This window comes from Burkholderia sp. LA-2-3-30-S1-D2 (assembly GCF_001523915.2).
Taxonomy (GTDB): domain Bacteria; phylum Pseudomonadota; class Gammaproteobacteria; order Burkholderiales; family Burkholderiaceae; genus Burkholderia; species Burkholderia diffusa.
This window is the reverse complement of the sequence record NZ_CP013383.1, coordinates 2,524,868-2,539,015: the sequence shown is the minus strand read 5'-3', so window position 1 is coordinate 2,539,015 and position 14,148 is coordinate 2,524,868. Positions and strand designations below refer to the sequence as shown.

The window sequence follows — 14,148 nt, the reverse complement described above, 5'->3', positions numbered from 1 at the left end:
GACCGGCCGCGTTCGCCGTTGCATTTGCGCACGCGAAGCCGTTGCGAAGGACACCTTCGGATCGGCTTCATGCGCTCATGCAATCGCATGCTTCACGTTCGCGCCATGCGTGCGCAAGCCCGTGCTGCAGGCCTCGCCGGACGGCGCTTCAGGCTGCGTCGAAAGAGGCCGCGCACCATGCGTTCCGCGGGGGCGGGATGGCAAGGGGCGCGTAATATAACCGAACTCGATTCCCGTGTCGCACGCGCGGAATATCCTTGCTTTCGTGGGGTTTCTTGCGTGTCCGGCTTTCCGGAATGACGGTGCGCGGAACCGGAAAAATGGCGGGAACGGACGGGGCGCGACGCGCGCGATATCGATACTGCATCCGGACCGTGGCGTTGCACCGCGATCCGGTTCCGATCACTTCATCACTTGGACGAACCGCTCCGGCAGAACTGGTCGTACCCCAGCGCCGAATTCGCGAAGCCTTGCGCCTTTGCGAGTTCCCACGGACGCTCGCATTGCTGCGTTCGCTCGCACCATGCGTAGCCGGCCGAGCCGATGCAGCCGTGCGCGTCGCGATCGCCGCCGACGACCGGCGGCGCGGCCTGGGCTGTTTGCGCCGTTTGCGAGGCCTGTGTGTCGTGGCCGGCGACATCGGGCGGGAGCGGATAAACCGGCTCATTCGCGCACGCGGCCAATGCTAACGCGCAGGCGATCATCGCGGCGATCGACGCGGAAGAAATGAAATGCTTCATACGGTAGCGCTCCATGGGATGAGGTTCGACGGTGGATGCCCGCGAACGGGCGCTTGAACGATTCGATCACACATCCGGCACCGGCACGCGCGACGAGAACTTGACCTCGCGCAGCGCGAGGCTCGACTGGATCGACGACACGCCGGCCTGCTTCCTCAGCACGCGTTCGACGAATTCCGCATACGCGTCCAGATCGGCGGCGACGACCTGCAGGATGTAGTCGGCCGCGCCGGTGATCTTGTGGCACGACGTCACTTCGTCGTGACGCCGCATCACGTCCTCGAAGTGGTCCGAATCCTGGTCCGAATGCATGTTGAACGTGACCTGCACGAACGCGAACACGTTCATCCCGAGCGCGCGGCGGTCCAGGTTCGCCTGGTAGCCGGTGATCACGCCTTCGTCCTCGAGCCGCTTGCGCCGCCGCCAGCAAGGCGTGACGCTCAGCGACAGCCGTTCGCCGAGCGTCGCGTTGGAGAGCGCGCCGTCTTCCTGCAGCAGGCGGAGCATCGCGCGATCGACGCCGTCCAGTTCCACCGAAGCGCGATTTTTGCTCATTCCAGGGTCTCCGTAGGCGGTTTTCTCAAAATTGTATGAAACGGGGAGGCGAAAAGCAAAGTTATTGCCGGCCGGCGTCAATAGACTGTTGCCATCCCCTTGAAGCGTTCAATGCAACGGTCAACCATGCTCACGGTCTACAGCAGCGATCACCATCTGCATCGCGGCGTCGAACTGAAGGACGGCGCGATCACCGATTCGTTCGAGAACCCCCTTCGCGCCGAGACGGTGCTCGCGCAGGTCCGCGCGTCCGGTCTCGGTGACGTGATCGCGCCGCGCGCGTTCGACCGCGCGTGCTATGCCGGCGCGCACAGCAAGCGCTATGTCGACTTCCTCGCCGGCGCATGGGACGAATGGACCGCGACCGGCCGCACCTGCCAGGCGCTGCCGCTCGTATGGCCGGTGCGCGCGATGCCGTCGGCCGCGACGCTGCCCGACTTCATCGACGGCAAGCTCGGCTTCTTCGCGATGGATGCCGGGGCACCGATCAACGCCGGCACGTGGGACGCGGTGAGCGCGAGCGCGAACTCGGCGCTCACCGGCACCGACCTGCTGTCGAACGGCGGTGCGCGCGCGGCGTTCGCGCTGTGCCGCCCGCCCGGCCACCATGCGGGCCGCGAGTACATGGGCGGCTACTGCTACCTGAACAACGCGGCGATCGCCGCGCAGCACGGCATCGCGAGCGGTGCCGCGCGCGTCGCCGTGCTCGACGTCGACTTCCACCACGGCAACGGCACGCAGGACATCTTCTACGCGCGTTCGGACGTGCTGTTCGCGTCGCTGCACGGCGAGCCGGCCGTGTCGTACCCGTACTTCTCCGGCTACGCGGACGAGCGCGGCGCGGGCGCGGGCGAAGGCTTCAACCTGAACCTGCCGCTGTCGAAGGGCACGCAGTGGGACACCTATGCGACGGCGCTCGGCCAGGCCGCCGCCGCGATCGCGCAGCACGCGCCCGACCTGCTCGTCGTGTCGCTCGGCGTCGATACGTTCGAGCACGATCCGATCAGCCATTTCAAGCTGCGCTCGCCCGACTACCTGCGGATCGGCGAAGCGCTCGCGCGCCTGAACCTGCCGACGCTGTTCGTGATGGAAGGCGGCTACATGGTCGAGGAAATCGGTATCAACGCGGTGAACGTGCTGCTCGGCTTCGAAGGGCGCGCGTGACCGCATCGCTTCGCCTGCAATCAACGACGGTCCTGATCACGAACCAAGAGCGACAAGGAAGGAGACGAACATGAATCGACATCGGAAGAAAGCGGCATGCGCGACCGCGGCCGCGCTGGCGTGCGCATTGCCTGCGTTGTCCGCGCACGCGGACGACGTCGTGCGCATTGGGCACGTCGCGCCGCTGACCGGTGCGATCGCGCACCTCGGCAAGGACAGCGAGAACGGTGCGCGGCTCGCGGTCGAGGAGATCAACGCGAAGGGGCTCGTGATCGGCGGCAGGAAGGTCACGCTGCAGCTCGACGCGCAGGACGACGCAGGCGACCCGCGCACCGCGACGCAGGTCGCGCAGCGGCTCGTCGACGACAAGGTGGTCGGCGTCGTCGGCCATCACAACTCGGGCACGTCGATCCCGGCGTCGCGCGTCTATCGCGATGGCGGCGTCGTGCAGATCTCGCAGGCCGCGACCAACCCGACGTACACGCAGCAGGGCTTCAAGACGACCTATCGCGTGGTCGCGACCGATGCGCAGCAGGGGCCCGCGCTGGCGATGTATGCGGCGAAGAACATGGGCATCAGGACGGTGGCCGTGGTCGACGATTCGACCGCGTACGGGCAGGGCCTGGCGACCGAGTTCGAGAAGGCGGCGAAGTCGGCCGGGATGAAGGTCATCTCGCGCGACGCGACCAACGACAAGGCGATCGACTTCCGCGCGATCCTCACGAAGATCAAGGGCGAGAACCCCGACGCGATCATGTACGGCGGGATGGATGCAACCGGCGGCCCGCTCGCGAAGCAGGCGCGCCAGCTCGGCATTCGCGCCAGGATCCTCGCCGGCGATGGCGTGTGCTCGACCGACCTGCCGAAGCTCGCGGGCCCGGCATCGGACAACGTCGTGTGCTCGGAAGCCGGCATCGCGCTCGAGAAGATGCCGGGCGGCGCGGCGTTCGTGAAGCGTTACGACGCGCGCTATCACCAGCCGATGCAGGTGTATGCGCCGTTCTCGTACGACGCGGTGTACATCATCGTCGACGCGATGAAGCGTGCGAACTCGACGGATCCGGCGAAGGTGCTCGCCGCCATGCCGGCGACCGATTATCGTGGTGTGATCGGCGAAACGAGCTTCACGCCGCAAGGCGATTTGAAGCATGGCGCGATCTCGGTGTTCACGTACAAGAGCGGCAAGAAGGCGCTGCTCGATATCGTCCGGATGTGACGCGGGCGGGGCGCACGGCGCGGCTTGCGCCGTCGTGCGCCCGGTTGTGTCGCGACGCGCGTCACGATGCCTGCACGCGGCGCGGGTCGGCCCGGCGCTGCTGTTCGGCGTCGTGCACGATGTGCAGCTCGCGCGTGCGGATGGGCAGTACGCAGTCCGCATCGGCAAGCGTCTTGCGTACCTGGCGCGCGAGGCGCCAGCGCAGCGCCCAGAACGTGTCGGTGTGCGTCCATACGCGCATGTTCGCGATCGCCGTGCTGTCGTCGAAACGCATCACCATCACGTCCGGTGCGGGCTCCTGCAGGACGTCGGGGTCGGCCTCGGCCAGCGCACGCAGCGCGTCGAGTGCGCGATCGATGTCGTCGTGCACGGACACTTCCACTTCGAGATCGAGACGGCGCGTCGGATTGCGCGTGTAGTTGCGGATCGCGCTGCCCCACAGCGCGCTGTTCGGCACGTATTCGCAGATGCCGTCCGGCTTGGTCAGCCGCGTCATGAAGAGCCCGACCTCGTCCACCGTCCCGGCGACGCTCGAGCCGCCGTCGATGAAGTCGCCCACCTTGAATGGCCGCAGCAGCAACAGCATGATGCCGGCCGCGATGTTCTGCATCGTGCCCTGCAACGCGAGCCCGATCGCGAGGCCGGCCGCGCCGAGCACCGCGACGACGCTCGCGGTTTCGATGCCGAGCTGCGACAGCGCGCCGACGATCGCGACGATGCGGATGCCCCACACGGCGACGTCGCAGAGGATCGGCCGCAGCGTGTCGTCGACGCGCTCCTTGTTCGCGAGCAGCCGGTTCAGCCAGCGGCCGATGCGTTTCGACAGCCACCAGCCCGCGACGAGCAGCGCGAGGGCGGCGCAGAGCCTGAGCGAGAGTGTGGACAACGCGTTCCACAGGAACGTCCAGCGCTCCGGATGAAGATGATCGAGAAACATGACGGGATTCCGGGTTGAGGGGCAAGCGCGCGACGGGCGCCCGCGTCCGTCATGGTCGGACGGGCATGCGCTCGCGCGTCGGCAGCCCTCGACTGTACACGCCATGCGGGTTTTCGCGCGAACGCATGGGTGACGGCACGCGATCTCCGGTTTCGCGGCTAGCGCGTTGCGGCGGTGTGGTTTCCCGCGGAAACGGGCTCGTGGGATGCCCGTGCTATGACCTCGACCTCGACCGTGCGCCGCTCGCAGACGCACGGTTCGCGATGCCGCCCGCAGGCGGCGAATGCGGCCGTGCTGCCCGGGCCGTCGGGCAGCGTCGATGCGGTCGCCACGCCGGACGGCGTGGCGAAGATCGACAGGATCGCGCTGCTTAGCCCAGCGGCCAGTTCAGGATCGCGATGCCGTCGTTGTAGTCGCCGTCCGTGCCGTCTTCCGAGCCGACCAGCCCGAAGTAGGTTTTCTTGAAGATGTCGACCTGGCGCGAGCCGATCTTCGACGGCTTGCCGTTCGCCATCACGACCACGCGCACCTTCCCCTTGCCCGAGTTCACGATCTGCGTGTTCAGGTTCGCGTCCTGCGTGCCGGCGCCCCGGAACGTCGCGGCCGGCTTCGGGTTGTCGTCGACATAGACTTCGATCGTCTGCTGCGCGGCCGAATTGACCAGCGCCGTCACGCCGAACGCGATGTTCGGCGGCAGGTTGAAGATGCCGTCGCGCTCGCCGCCGCCGGTCGTCGTGGGTTCCGGCTGCGCGGGTTGCGGCGTCGCCTTCGAGAAGTAATTGACGACCGCGCCGACGCCGAATTTCGCCGCCGCGCCGGGCAGTACACCGGGCGCGCCGGCCCACGTCACCGTGCACGCGATCACCTGGCCCGCCGCGTCGGCCTTCACCTTGTTCTGCCAGCTGCCGACGTCGAAGCTGTACGGGATGGTCGCGATGTCGACGAACACGTCGTATTGCGGCAATTTTTCCACGAGCTGCGCGGTCATGAACTGACGCATCCGGTCGAGCACCGCCTGGTCGCCGTTCGCCTGTACGGCGGTTGCGTCGTTGCCGGCGAGCTGCAGAAGCGCATACAGGTCGTCGTGGGTAAAGGGTTGTGTCATGTCGTCCTCGTTTTGATGAATTGTCTTGCGTGACGCGGCCGGCGATCGGATTTCGCCGTGTCGCGCGTGGCGCAGCGCGCGGGCAACCGATGGCGGCCCGCTCGGATCGCAATGCGCGGTGGGCTCCGCCGTCATTGCGATCCGGAAGGCGGCGCGCCGGACATGCCGCGCCGCGAATCTTCGTCAGCGTTGGTCCGTCAGCCGATCGGCCATTGCAGCACGACGATGCCGTCGTTGTAGTCGCTGTCGTGACCGTCTTCCGACACGACGATTCCGAAGTTGACCGTGAACGGCGAGCCGTCCGATTTCTTGCCGTTGATCGGCGCGAGGCGGGCGTCGGTGGCCGACGGCTTGCCGTTCACCGTCACTTCGAAGCGGAGCTTGCCGTTGCCGGAATTCAGCGTGGCTTCGCGCGGGCCGTCGCGCGTGGTCAGCTTGTGATAGGCGGCGGGTTCCTTGCTGTCACCGATGAACAGCTTGATGTGCTGCTGCTCGGCGGCATTCGCGAAGAAAATCGCGCGGAAGTCGGTGTTCGGCGGAATCGAAAACTCGCCGGCGCGATTCGAGGACGTTTGAGAGTCGGCCATGCTTGCCTCCTGAAGGTCGGTGGATAAGGCGTTTTGTGCGTCGCGCAAACGTTTGCCGTTTCAAACGCGACGCGGCCAGCATGGCGAAAAATAAATAAAAAAATATTCGGCCGGGAATGGAAATTGTCCAGAAAATCGGAGATCGAAACAGTTTGATTTAATGATGATCATTTAATCGAATACGATTCTGAATATCCGCGAAATGATATCGCTGCGTGTCACGCTTATTTGAACAATGAATGGGTGCGCGGGCGGGAATGGCCGGAGGATCGGGCTTCGGTGCCCGTCGGGGCGGGCTGATTCATTCCTTCGATGTTGCGATGCGCTCGCCTGATACACCTGACAGGCGATTAATTTCGAGATTAGAGGTATCGTGCACGGAGCGCGCGCGCTCGATATTCGGCGGCTTTTATTCAATTGGCCCGCTTGCCGGGCCCTTAAGAGGACAGTGCGATGACGAAACCCGATATTCTGAAAGGCGAGATCAAGGGGCAGGCCCAGGACGCAGACCGTCACAACCTGGCGCGGCCCGCGGTGAATGGCGCGTTGTGGGCGCGCGGCCTGACGACGCAGCGCGTGGCGGACCTGTTCAGAACCCTGCCGGGCCTTCCGGGGCACTGGATGCAACTGCAGAACGAGGTCAACGCAGGGAATCGCTATTTCTACGGCGTCCAGAACGGTCACCAGACGACCGACGAAGGAAAGGAACTGATCCGCTGGATCGCCGACGCGGTGGTCAGCGCCGCGCAGAGGGCGGGATTCGACTTTCCGTTGCAGCAGCTTCGGTTCACGGCCGATACGGGCTGGTTGAAGCTTCAGCGCGTGTCGGGGCGCGTGATGGTGTTGTCGAGGCCGTAAGCGTGGCGGGCGGCTGTCGGCGTATCGACATGTCGTGGGGCGGGTCAGCCGCGGCAGCGGGAACGCGCGCTGCCATCGACGATCGATCATGGCCTCGCGCAGGCTGCCGACGGGATCACTGACCGAAGCGCTGCGCCACGGCGTCCTTCAACCGCGCTGCGGTGATCTCACCCATGTGCGATTCGACGAGTTCGCCCTTCGCATCGAAGAACAGTGTCGTGGGCAGCCCGTGCGACCCGTACGCATGCATCGCACGCAACGGCGGATCGAGCAGCACGTTGTCGAAGCGTAGCCCCTGCTGTTCGAGGAACGCGCGCACCGCCTGCGCGTTTTCCCCCTGGTTGAGCATCAGCACCGTGATGCCGGGATGCTCGCGCTGCGCTTGTTCGAGGATCGGCATCTCGCGCCGGCAAGGCGCGCACCACGTTGCCCACAGGTTCACGACGACCGGCTTGCCGGCAAAGCGTTGCGGCAGCACGGGCGTCGAATCGAGCGCTTCGAGCTGCATCGCGGCGAACGGCGGCGCGGTGCGCTGCAGCGTCGCGAGCGTGCCTTGCGCGATGCCCCATGCGGCGAGACCCGCGACGATGCCGGCTGCCACCGGGCGGCGCAGGGCGGGCAGGCGACGGAGCCGCCACACGGCGAACACGAGCGCGGCGGCGACGCCGATGCGCCAGTCGAAGCCGCCGTCGCCGAGCGCGATGATGGACCGTGGCGTCGCTGCGTATTCGCGCCACCATTGCACGACGTAGCCGATGCGTGCGGCGACCAGCCCGATCAGCAGCACGTCGAGGATCAGGCTCGACGCGGTCTTGTGCTGGCCGTCGGGCGGGCGGCGCTGGATGAAGCGGGCGACGAGCCACGCCAGCAGCGCGGCGGCGGCTACCGCGACGACGCGGATCGAGAAGGGACCGATGCTCAACATGGGAAGAAAAGGGGTGCGGGGATCGTGGATCGACCGGTGAAGGCGACACCGTTGCCGGTCATGTGGCGTTTCGACCCTGTGCGACGCACGCGGGTTCCCGTTAGCACTCGCGACATGCATCGCCCTGCGCCCGCGAATTGCATGCCGAGTACCTGCATTCAGGATGACGTTGCTTTCGTCGAAGCGTCTCGAAGCATCAGGTCGACTGACGATCGCGCAGCACCGGTAATTACTGCCTGTTTCCGCCGGAGCCAGGCGACGCGCCGCCGAGCCGGTACGCGGTGAAGAACTCGTACCACGGCGACCCCTGACCGACCGGCACGCCGAGTGTCGACGTCCGCTGCTTCAACGCCGCGAACACATCGTTGATACGCGCGGCCTGCGCGGCATCGCTGAACGGGCGCGGCTTCGCCCTGCCGGCCGCGAACGCGCCGTAGGCGATCGCGAGCAGGCGCGCGCTGTCGTCGATCGAGAAGATCGACCCGTTGATCGCTTCGACGAAGCGCGGCCGGTCCGCTTCGCGCGATGCGGCGATGCACTGGAACACGATCGCCGACACTTCGTGCAGGTCGTTCGCGCGCAGCAATGCCGGCAGGCGTGCGGCGATCCGGTCGGCCGGTTCCTCATGCAGCGCGGCGCCGAAGTCGAGCACGGCGGCCATCGGGTTGCCGTCCTGCTTCACGCGATCGAGCGCCGATGCGGACGCGGCGGCCGCTGCCTGTGCGACTGCGCCGGGCGCGCCGCGCAGCACGTCCGCCACCTGCTCCTGCCACTCCGGAAAGATCATCCGCACGCTGCCGAATTGCTCGCCGCCTTGCGCGGCCGGATTCCACCGGTAGACGATCGTGCCGCCGTGAATGAATGGCGAATACAGATGCTCGGGCGTTTGCGGCAGCGGCCGCCGGTTGATCGGCAGCCATGCGAGCGTCAGCCAGTCGTAGCGGCCGGTGGCGGGTATCGACGGGCTCGAACTCGCGACGACCTGCCAGGTGCCGCGGTTCGCATAACGCCGGCGCGCGTCGGGCACCGCGACGGTTTGCTGTTTCGCGGTATCGAAGTAGGTCGTGCCGGTCACGTTTTCGCCGCTGTCCGGGGCCGGCGTGAGGGTGGCGATGACCCACGATGCACCGTCGGCCGAACGATAGTCCGACGGTTGCAGCGTGGCGACGTCGTGCACCATGCGCGTTTCGGCGGCGACGGGGCTCGGCGGAAGATGGGCGGGACCGGCGACGATACTCGGCATGGACATTCCTCGGAATCGGGTGCGTATCGGCGCACGCGAACCGAACGAGAAAGTGGGCGGCGCCGCGTGTCGTCTCTCGTAACTGTAGAACGCCGCCGCCGGAAACGGAAACCGAACGCGGCGGCAGCCACGCTCTGGAAATCGGCTGCGGCGCGCGACGGGTTGTCGAAGCATTTCGCGGGCTGACCGCTGCCGCCGCCTGACCGCGTCGACCCGGACACGCTGAAGCAGTGGTCGCGCGTACCGCTGTTCCTGTGGATCAAGGCGCGGCCGCTGGCGTGAAGCCGCCGCCGCGTGCGGCATGATCAACGTGGCAAGACCTTCCGGTAGATCACGAATCCGGTTTTTTCCGCGACGGTGTCGTAGAGCCGCATCGCGGTGTGATTCGTCTCGTGCGTTTGCCAGTACACGCGTTCGGCGCGTTGCGCCTGCGCGGCGTCGTACACGGCTTCGATCAACGCGCGGCCCACGCCCTTGCCGCGTTCGCTCTCGAGCGTGAAAAGATCCTGCAGATAGCAGGTTGGCCCGATCAGCGTCGTGCTCCGGTGATACAGGAAATGCACGAGCCCGACGAGCCGGCCGTCGCGTTCCGCGACACGCGCATGCACGGGCTCGTAGCCGTCGAAGAAGCGCGACCACGTGAGCTGTGTGATCTCGCGCGGCAGCGCGGTGTCGCCGAAGCGGCCGTAGAAGCGGTTGTAGCCGTCCCACAGCGGCAGCCAGTTGTCGAGATCGTCTTCGCGCACGGGGCGGACGGTCAGGCCGGTGTTGGTAGCGTTCATGGTCGCGAACCTTTCGAGGATGGATGAAATGAAGCGTTGCCGGCGCGGCCGGAAACGAGAACGGACATCCACGATAGAAAGTTCGTGGCACCATGTGTAGACCCATGACATTCCCACATTCTGGAGCCACGATGGATTACGCGGTGCTGCTGTCGACCTTCGAGCGCGAGGCGGGGCCGCACGCTGCCGCGCGGATGTCGCAGCAGCAGCGGCTGTACGCGTGTCTGCGCGACGCGATCCTGAGCGGCCGGATCGCCGAAGGCGCGCGGCTTGCCGCCTCGCGCACGCTGGCCGACGAACTCGGCATCGCGCGCAACTCGGTGCTGTACGCATACGAGCGGCTCGCATCGGAAGGGTTCGTGACCGGCACGCGGCAGGGCACGGCAGTCGCCCGGATGGGTTTGTGCGGGTCGCAGATCGCCGCTGCGGCGCCCGCCGGCGATGCGGCGATGCTGTCGCGGCGCGTCGCGCAGGCCGAGCGCGCGACGAGCGGCCTCGACGAATCGCTGCCGTTCATGCCGGGCGTGCCGGCCGTCGACGAATTCCCGCTCGCGCAGTGGCGGCGCTGCGTCGAACGCGCATGGCGCACGGCGGGCCCGGCGCAGCTCGGCTATCAGTCCGCGGAAGGCGACGCGGTGCTGCGCGACGCGATCGCCGGCTATTTGCGCGCATCGCGCGGCGTGCGTTGCGACGCCGCGCAGGTGATCGTCACCGACGGCACGCAGGGCGCGCTCGACCTGTGCGCCCGCGCGCTGGCGGACGCGGGCGACGTCGCATGGATCGAGAACCCCGGCTACCACGGTGCGCGCAACGCGTTTCTCGCGGCCGACCTGCGCGTCGAGCCGATCGGCGTCGATGCGCAGGGGCTGGCGCCGCATCCGGACGACTGGCGTGATCGTCCGCCGAAGCTCGTCTACATCACGCCGTCGCACCAGTATCCGCTCGGCGCGGTGATGAGCCTCGAACGGCGGCTCGCGCTCGTCGCGCAGGCGCGCGCGGCCGGCGCATGGATCGTCGAGGACGACTACGACAGCGAGTTTCGCCACCACGGCACGCCGCACGCGGCCGTGCAGGGGCTCGCGGACGATGCGCCGGTGATCTACCTCGGCACGTTCAGCAAGGTGATGTTTCCCGCGTTGCGGCTCGGCTTCATGGTCGTGCCGCCCGTGCTTGCGCAGCCGCTGCGCGACGCGGCGGGCGCGCTGATGTTGCAGGGCCGCGCGGTCGAGCAGCGCGCGCTCGCGGATTTCATCGAGGCCGGGCATTTCACGCGGCATCTGCGGCGCATGCGCCGCGTGTATGCCGAGCGGCGCGACGCGCTGCATGACGCGCTGGCGCGGCGATTGAGCACACGGCTGACGGTGTCGGGCGGCGCGGGCGGCATGCATCTGTCCGCGCGGCTCGACGTGCCGGTGGCGGACACGGCGCTGAGCCGCGTCGCGCAGGCGCACGGGCTGATCCTGCGGCCGCTGTCGTCGTTCTGCCTGCCGGGCACGGCGCACGGCTACAACGGGCTCGTGCTCGGCTACGGCGGCGTGCCGGCCGAGCGGATGGACGCGCTCGCGCGGCGGATCGGCGAGATGATCGACCGCGCGTTGGCCGGGCGGTGACGCCGGATGCGGCGCGGTAGCGGGCGACCCGGCTTCGAGCGCGACAGCGAACGCGGAAATCCCGGAAGCAGTTGCCCACGTTTCGTCATTTAGCTAATATTCGAAATGTTAAACGAGGCCGAACCATGGACGACGTCACCCGCATCAGCGCACTGGCCAACGAAAGCCGTCTGGCCGTGATGCGCTGGCTCAAGCAGCCGCGCAAGCATTTCCCGCCGCAGCCGCATGGCGACTTCGACGAGCTCGGCGTGTGCTGCACGTACATCACCGAGAAGCTCGGCATCGCGCCGGCGACGACCACGCGCCACATGCGCATCCTCGCGGATGCCGGGCTCGTGCGGGCGACGCGCGTCGGCAAGTTCACGTACTACAAGCGGATCGACGATGCGCTGCATCAGTTGGGCCGCGATCTCCTGCAACTCTGATCTTCACAGAGGCAAACGACATGGATGAACCCGCCCTGCTGGCCGACGCCGACCGGCGCGCGCACGCGTATCTCGCCGCGACCGGCGAACGGCGCGCCTATCCCGATGCGGCCGCGCTCGCCGGACTTGCGGCCTTCGACGAACCGCTGCCCGATACGGGCTACCCGGCCGACGACGTGCTGCGCCTGCTCGACGAGCGCGGCACGCCTGCGACCGTCGCATCGAACGGGCCGAACTACTTCGGCTTCGTGATCGGCGCGACGCTGCCGGCCGCGGCGGCGGCCGAGCGACTGATGCTTGCGTGGGACCAGTGCGCGTCGTCGTTCGCGAATTCGCCGGTGGCCGCGACGATCGAGCGGCAGGCCGCGCGCTGGGTCGTCGATGTGCTCGGGCTGCCGCAAGACAGCGCGGTCGGCTTCGGCACGAGCGCGACGGCCTGCACGCTGGTTGCGCTGGTTGCGGCGCGGCGTGCGCTGCTCGCGCGCAAGGGCTGGGACGTCGACGAAGAAGGCCTGATCGGCGCGCCAGAGGTGAAGGTCGTGCTCTCCGAGCTTGCGCACATCACGGTGAAGAAGGCGCTGCGGGTGCTCGGTTTCGGGATGAAGCGCCTGATCGTCGCGCCGGTCGACCCGCATGGCCGCATCGATCCCGCGCAATTGCCGCCGCTCGACGACATGACGATCCTCTGCGTGCAGGCCGGCGAAGTGAACACCGGCGAGTTCGATCCGTTTGCGACGCTGATTCCGCGCGCGAAGGCCGCCGGCGCGTGGGTGCACGTGGATGGTGCGTTCGGGCTGTGGGCGCGCGCGTCGTCGAAGCGTGCGCTGACCGACGGCATCGACGGCGCGGACAGCTGGACCACTGACGGCCACAAGTGGCTCAACACGCCGTACGACGGCGCGATGGTCATCTGCCGCGACGCGGCCGCGCTCGCGACCGCGATGAACAGCGATGCCGTTTACCTGAGCGGCGCGCAGGACGCGCAGAAGAACCTCAACCTCGAGTTCTCGCGGCGGGCGCGCGGCATTCCGGTGTGGGCCGCGCTGCGTGCGCTCGGCCGCGCCGGCGTGGCGACACTGGTCGAACGGCATTGTGCGCAAGCCCAGCGCGTCGCCGACGGTCTGCGCGCGGCCGGCTACGACGTGCTGAACCGCGTCGTGCTGAATCAGGTGCTCGTGCGCGCCAGCACCGACGACGAGACGATCGCGATCCTGCAGGCCGCGCAGGATTCGGGCGACGTATGGTTCGGGCAGACCGTGTGGCAGGGGCGGCCGGCGTTCCGGATCAGCGTGTCGTCGTGGCGCACGGAGGACGAACACATCGATCGCCTCATCGCGTTGCTGACGAAGCTGCGCGGCGTGCACGCGGGCTGATCGGCGTCGCCAGGTCGCGGTAGACGACGCGCATGCCGGTGATCTCGGCCGCATGAAAATGTCGGACAATAGCGCGGCATGCTCGCCGCGCCCGCCCGGGCGGCGCGTTCAACCGCTGCATTGACGCTGACGAGATCCCCATGTCCACGACACCTCCCCGGGAACTGCTGAAAGCCGCCGACATCGCGAAAATGGAACCGGCCCGCGCGGTGCATTCGCTCAATCCCAACGCCGTTCGCCTCAAACGACAGCTCAGCGACCTGACCGGCCTCACGCAAATCGGCGCGCACCTGCTCACGCTGATGCCCGGCCACGAATCGGCCGAATACCACCGCCACCTGTACGAGGAAGAATGCGTGTACGTGCTGTCCGGCACCGGCACGGCCACGATCGGCGAACGCACGTGCGAAATCGGGCCGGGCGATTTTCTCGGCTTTCCGCGCGGCGGCGATGCACACGCGTTGCAGAACACCGGCGACGTGCCGCTGGAACTGTTCATCCTCGGCCAGCGCCTCGAACACGACGTCTGCGAATACCCGAGAATCGGCAAGCGGCTTTACATCGCCGGCGAGCTCGAGGATTTCGTCGAGCTGCCGAAACGGCCGTAGACGCCACGCATCCGCATCGG

Annotated in this window: 15 protein-coding genes and 1 pseudogene; 8 read left to right on the top strand and 8 right to left on the bottom strand. The window is 67.4% G+C overall.

The window, feature by feature from the left end:
* Positions 1 to 410: 410 nt before the first annotated feature.
* The gene (locus WS66_RS11725; protein WP_059605199.1) at positions 411 to 740 is read right to left on the bottom strand and encodes a hypothetical protein; all 330 of its coding nucleotides are present in this window, start codon (positions 738 to 740) and stop codon (positions 411 to 413) included.
* Positions 741 to 806: 66 nt separating this feature from the next.
* Positions 807 to 1,295: an Lrp/AsnC family transcriptional regulator gene (locus WS66_RS11720; protein ID WP_059604985.1), complete on the bottom strand. Its 489-nt coding sequence runs from the start codon at positions 1,293 to 1,295 to the stop codon at positions 807 to 809.
* A 126-nt stretch (positions 1,296 to 1,421) separates the two neighbouring features.
* On the opposite strand from WS66_RS11720, the gene WS66_RS11715 reads away from it, so the two are divergent.
* Both WS66_RS11715 and WS66_RS11710 read left to right on the top strand, forming a co-directional pair.
* Entirely contained in the window at positions 1,422 to 2,459 is a 1,038-nt protein-coding gene (locus WS66_RS11715; RefSeq protein ID WP_059604988.1) for a histone deacetylase family protein, read from the top strand.
* A 70-nt stretch (positions 2,460 to 2,529) separates the two neighbouring features.
* A complete protein-coding gene (locus tag WS66_RS11710; RefSeq protein ID WP_059604991.1) occupies positions 2,530 to 3,675 on the top strand; it encodes a branched-chain amino acid ABC transporter substrate-binding protein in 1,146 nt (381 codons plus the stop codon).
* Between the two features lie 61 nt (positions 3,676 to 3,736).
* Here the strand turns inward: WS66_RS11710 and WS66_RS11705 are convergent, their stop codons facing one another.
* The 3 genes from WS66_RS11705 to WS66_RS11695 all read right to left on the bottom strand — a co-directional run bounded on the left by WS66_RS11705 (position 3,737) and on the right by WS66_RS11695 (position 6,304).
* Positions 3,737 to 4,612 (bottom strand): mechanosensitive ion channel family protein, encoded by an 876-nt coding sequence (locus WS66_RS11705; RefSeq protein WP_059604994.1) that lies wholly within the window; start codon positions 4,610 to 4,612, stop codon positions 3,737 to 3,739.
* A 370-nt stretch (positions 4,613 to 4,982) separates the two neighbouring features.
* Positions 4,983 to 5,717: a fucose-binding lectin II gene (locus WS66_RS11700; RefSeq protein ID WP_059605202.1), complete on the bottom strand. Its 735-nt coding sequence runs from the start codon at positions 5,715 to 5,717 to the stop codon at positions 4,983 to 4,985.
* A 197-nt stretch (positions 5,718 to 5,914) separates the two neighbouring features.
* Complete coding sequence (locus tag WS66_RS11695; RefSeq protein ID WP_059604998.1) at positions 5,915 to 6,304, bottom strand: fucose-binding lectin II; 390 nt, start codon at positions 6,302 to 6,304, stop codon at positions 5,915 to 5,917.
* 453 nt (positions 6,305 to 6,757) lie between these two features.
* Here WS66_RS11695 and WS66_RS11690 point away from each other — a divergent pair, with 453 nt between their 5' ends.
* The gene (locus tag WS66_RS11690) at positions 6,758 to 7,162 is read left to right on the top strand and encodes a hypothetical protein (RefSeq protein ID WP_059605000.1); all 405 of its coding nucleotides are present in this window, start codon (positions 6,758 to 6,760) and stop codon (positions 7,160 to 7,162) included.
* Between the two features lie 115 nt (positions 7,163 to 7,277).
* Here WS66_RS11690 and WS66_RS11685 read toward each other — a convergent pair whose 3' ends face one another.
* On the bottom strand, positions 7,278 to 8,087 hold the full coding sequence (locus WS66_RS11685) for a TlpA disulfide reductase family protein (protein WP_059605003.1): 810 nt from the start codon (positions 8,085 to 8,087) through the stop codon (positions 7,278 to 7,280).
* Between the two features lie 229 nt (positions 8,088 to 8,316).
* Positions 8,317 to 9,330, bottom strand: a complete 1,014-nt coding sequence (locus tag WS66_RS11680) for a hypothetical protein (RefSeq protein WP_059605205.1) — start codon at positions 9,328 to 9,330, stop codon at positions 8,317 to 8,319.
* 192 nt (positions 9,331 to 9,522) lie between these two features.
* On the opposite strand from WS66_RS11680, the pseudogene WS66_RS34380 reads away from it, so the two are divergent.
* Positions 9,523 to 9,612, top strand: a pseudogene (locus WS66_RS34380) (class I SAM-dependent methyltransferase); the annotation flags it as partial.
* 23 nt (positions 9,613 to 9,635) lie between these two features.
* Here the strand turns inward: WS66_RS34380 and WS66_RS11670 are convergent.
* Positions 9,636 to 10,112, bottom strand: coding sequence for a GNAT family N-acetyltransferase (locus WS66_RS11670; RefSeq protein WP_059605006.1), 477 nt, complete (start codon positions 10,110 to 10,112; stop codon positions 9,636 to 9,638).
* Between the two features lie 131 nt (positions 10,113 to 10,243).
* Between WS66_RS11670 and pdxR the strand changes: the two genes are divergently transcribed.
* From pdxR to WS66_RS11650, 4 genes are all read left to right on the top strand, one after another.
* On the top strand, positions 10,244 to 11,722 hold the full coding sequence (gene pdxR, locus WS66_RS11665; RefSeq protein WP_059605009.1) for a MocR-like pyridoxine biosynthesis transcription factor PdxR: 1,479 nt from the start codon (positions 10,244 to 10,246) through the stop codon (positions 11,720 to 11,722).
* Between the two features lie 125 nt (positions 11,723 to 11,847).
* Positions 11,848 to 12,147 carry an ArsR/SmtB family transcription factor gene (locus WS66_RS11660; RefSeq protein WP_059605012.1) on the top strand — a complete coding sequence of 100 codons (300 nt, stop codon included), beginning with the start codon at positions 11,848 to 11,850 and terminating at the stop codon, positions 12,145 to 12,147.
* A gap of 20 nt (positions 12,148 to 12,167) precedes the next feature.
* A complete protein-coding gene (locus WS66_RS11655; RefSeq protein ID WP_059605015.1) occupies positions 12,168 to 13,520 on the top strand; it encodes a pyridoxal phosphate-dependent decarboxylase family protein in 1,353 nt (450 codons plus the stop codon).
* A gap of 140 nt (positions 13,521 to 13,660) precedes the next feature.
* Positions 13,661 to 14,128 carry a cupin domain-containing protein gene (locus tag WS66_RS11650; RefSeq protein WP_059605018.1) on the top strand — a complete coding sequence of 156 codons (468 nt, stop codon included), beginning with the start codon at positions 13,661 to 13,663 and terminating at the stop codon, positions 14,126 to 14,128.
* Positions 14,129 to 14,148: the final 20 nt, after the last annotated feature.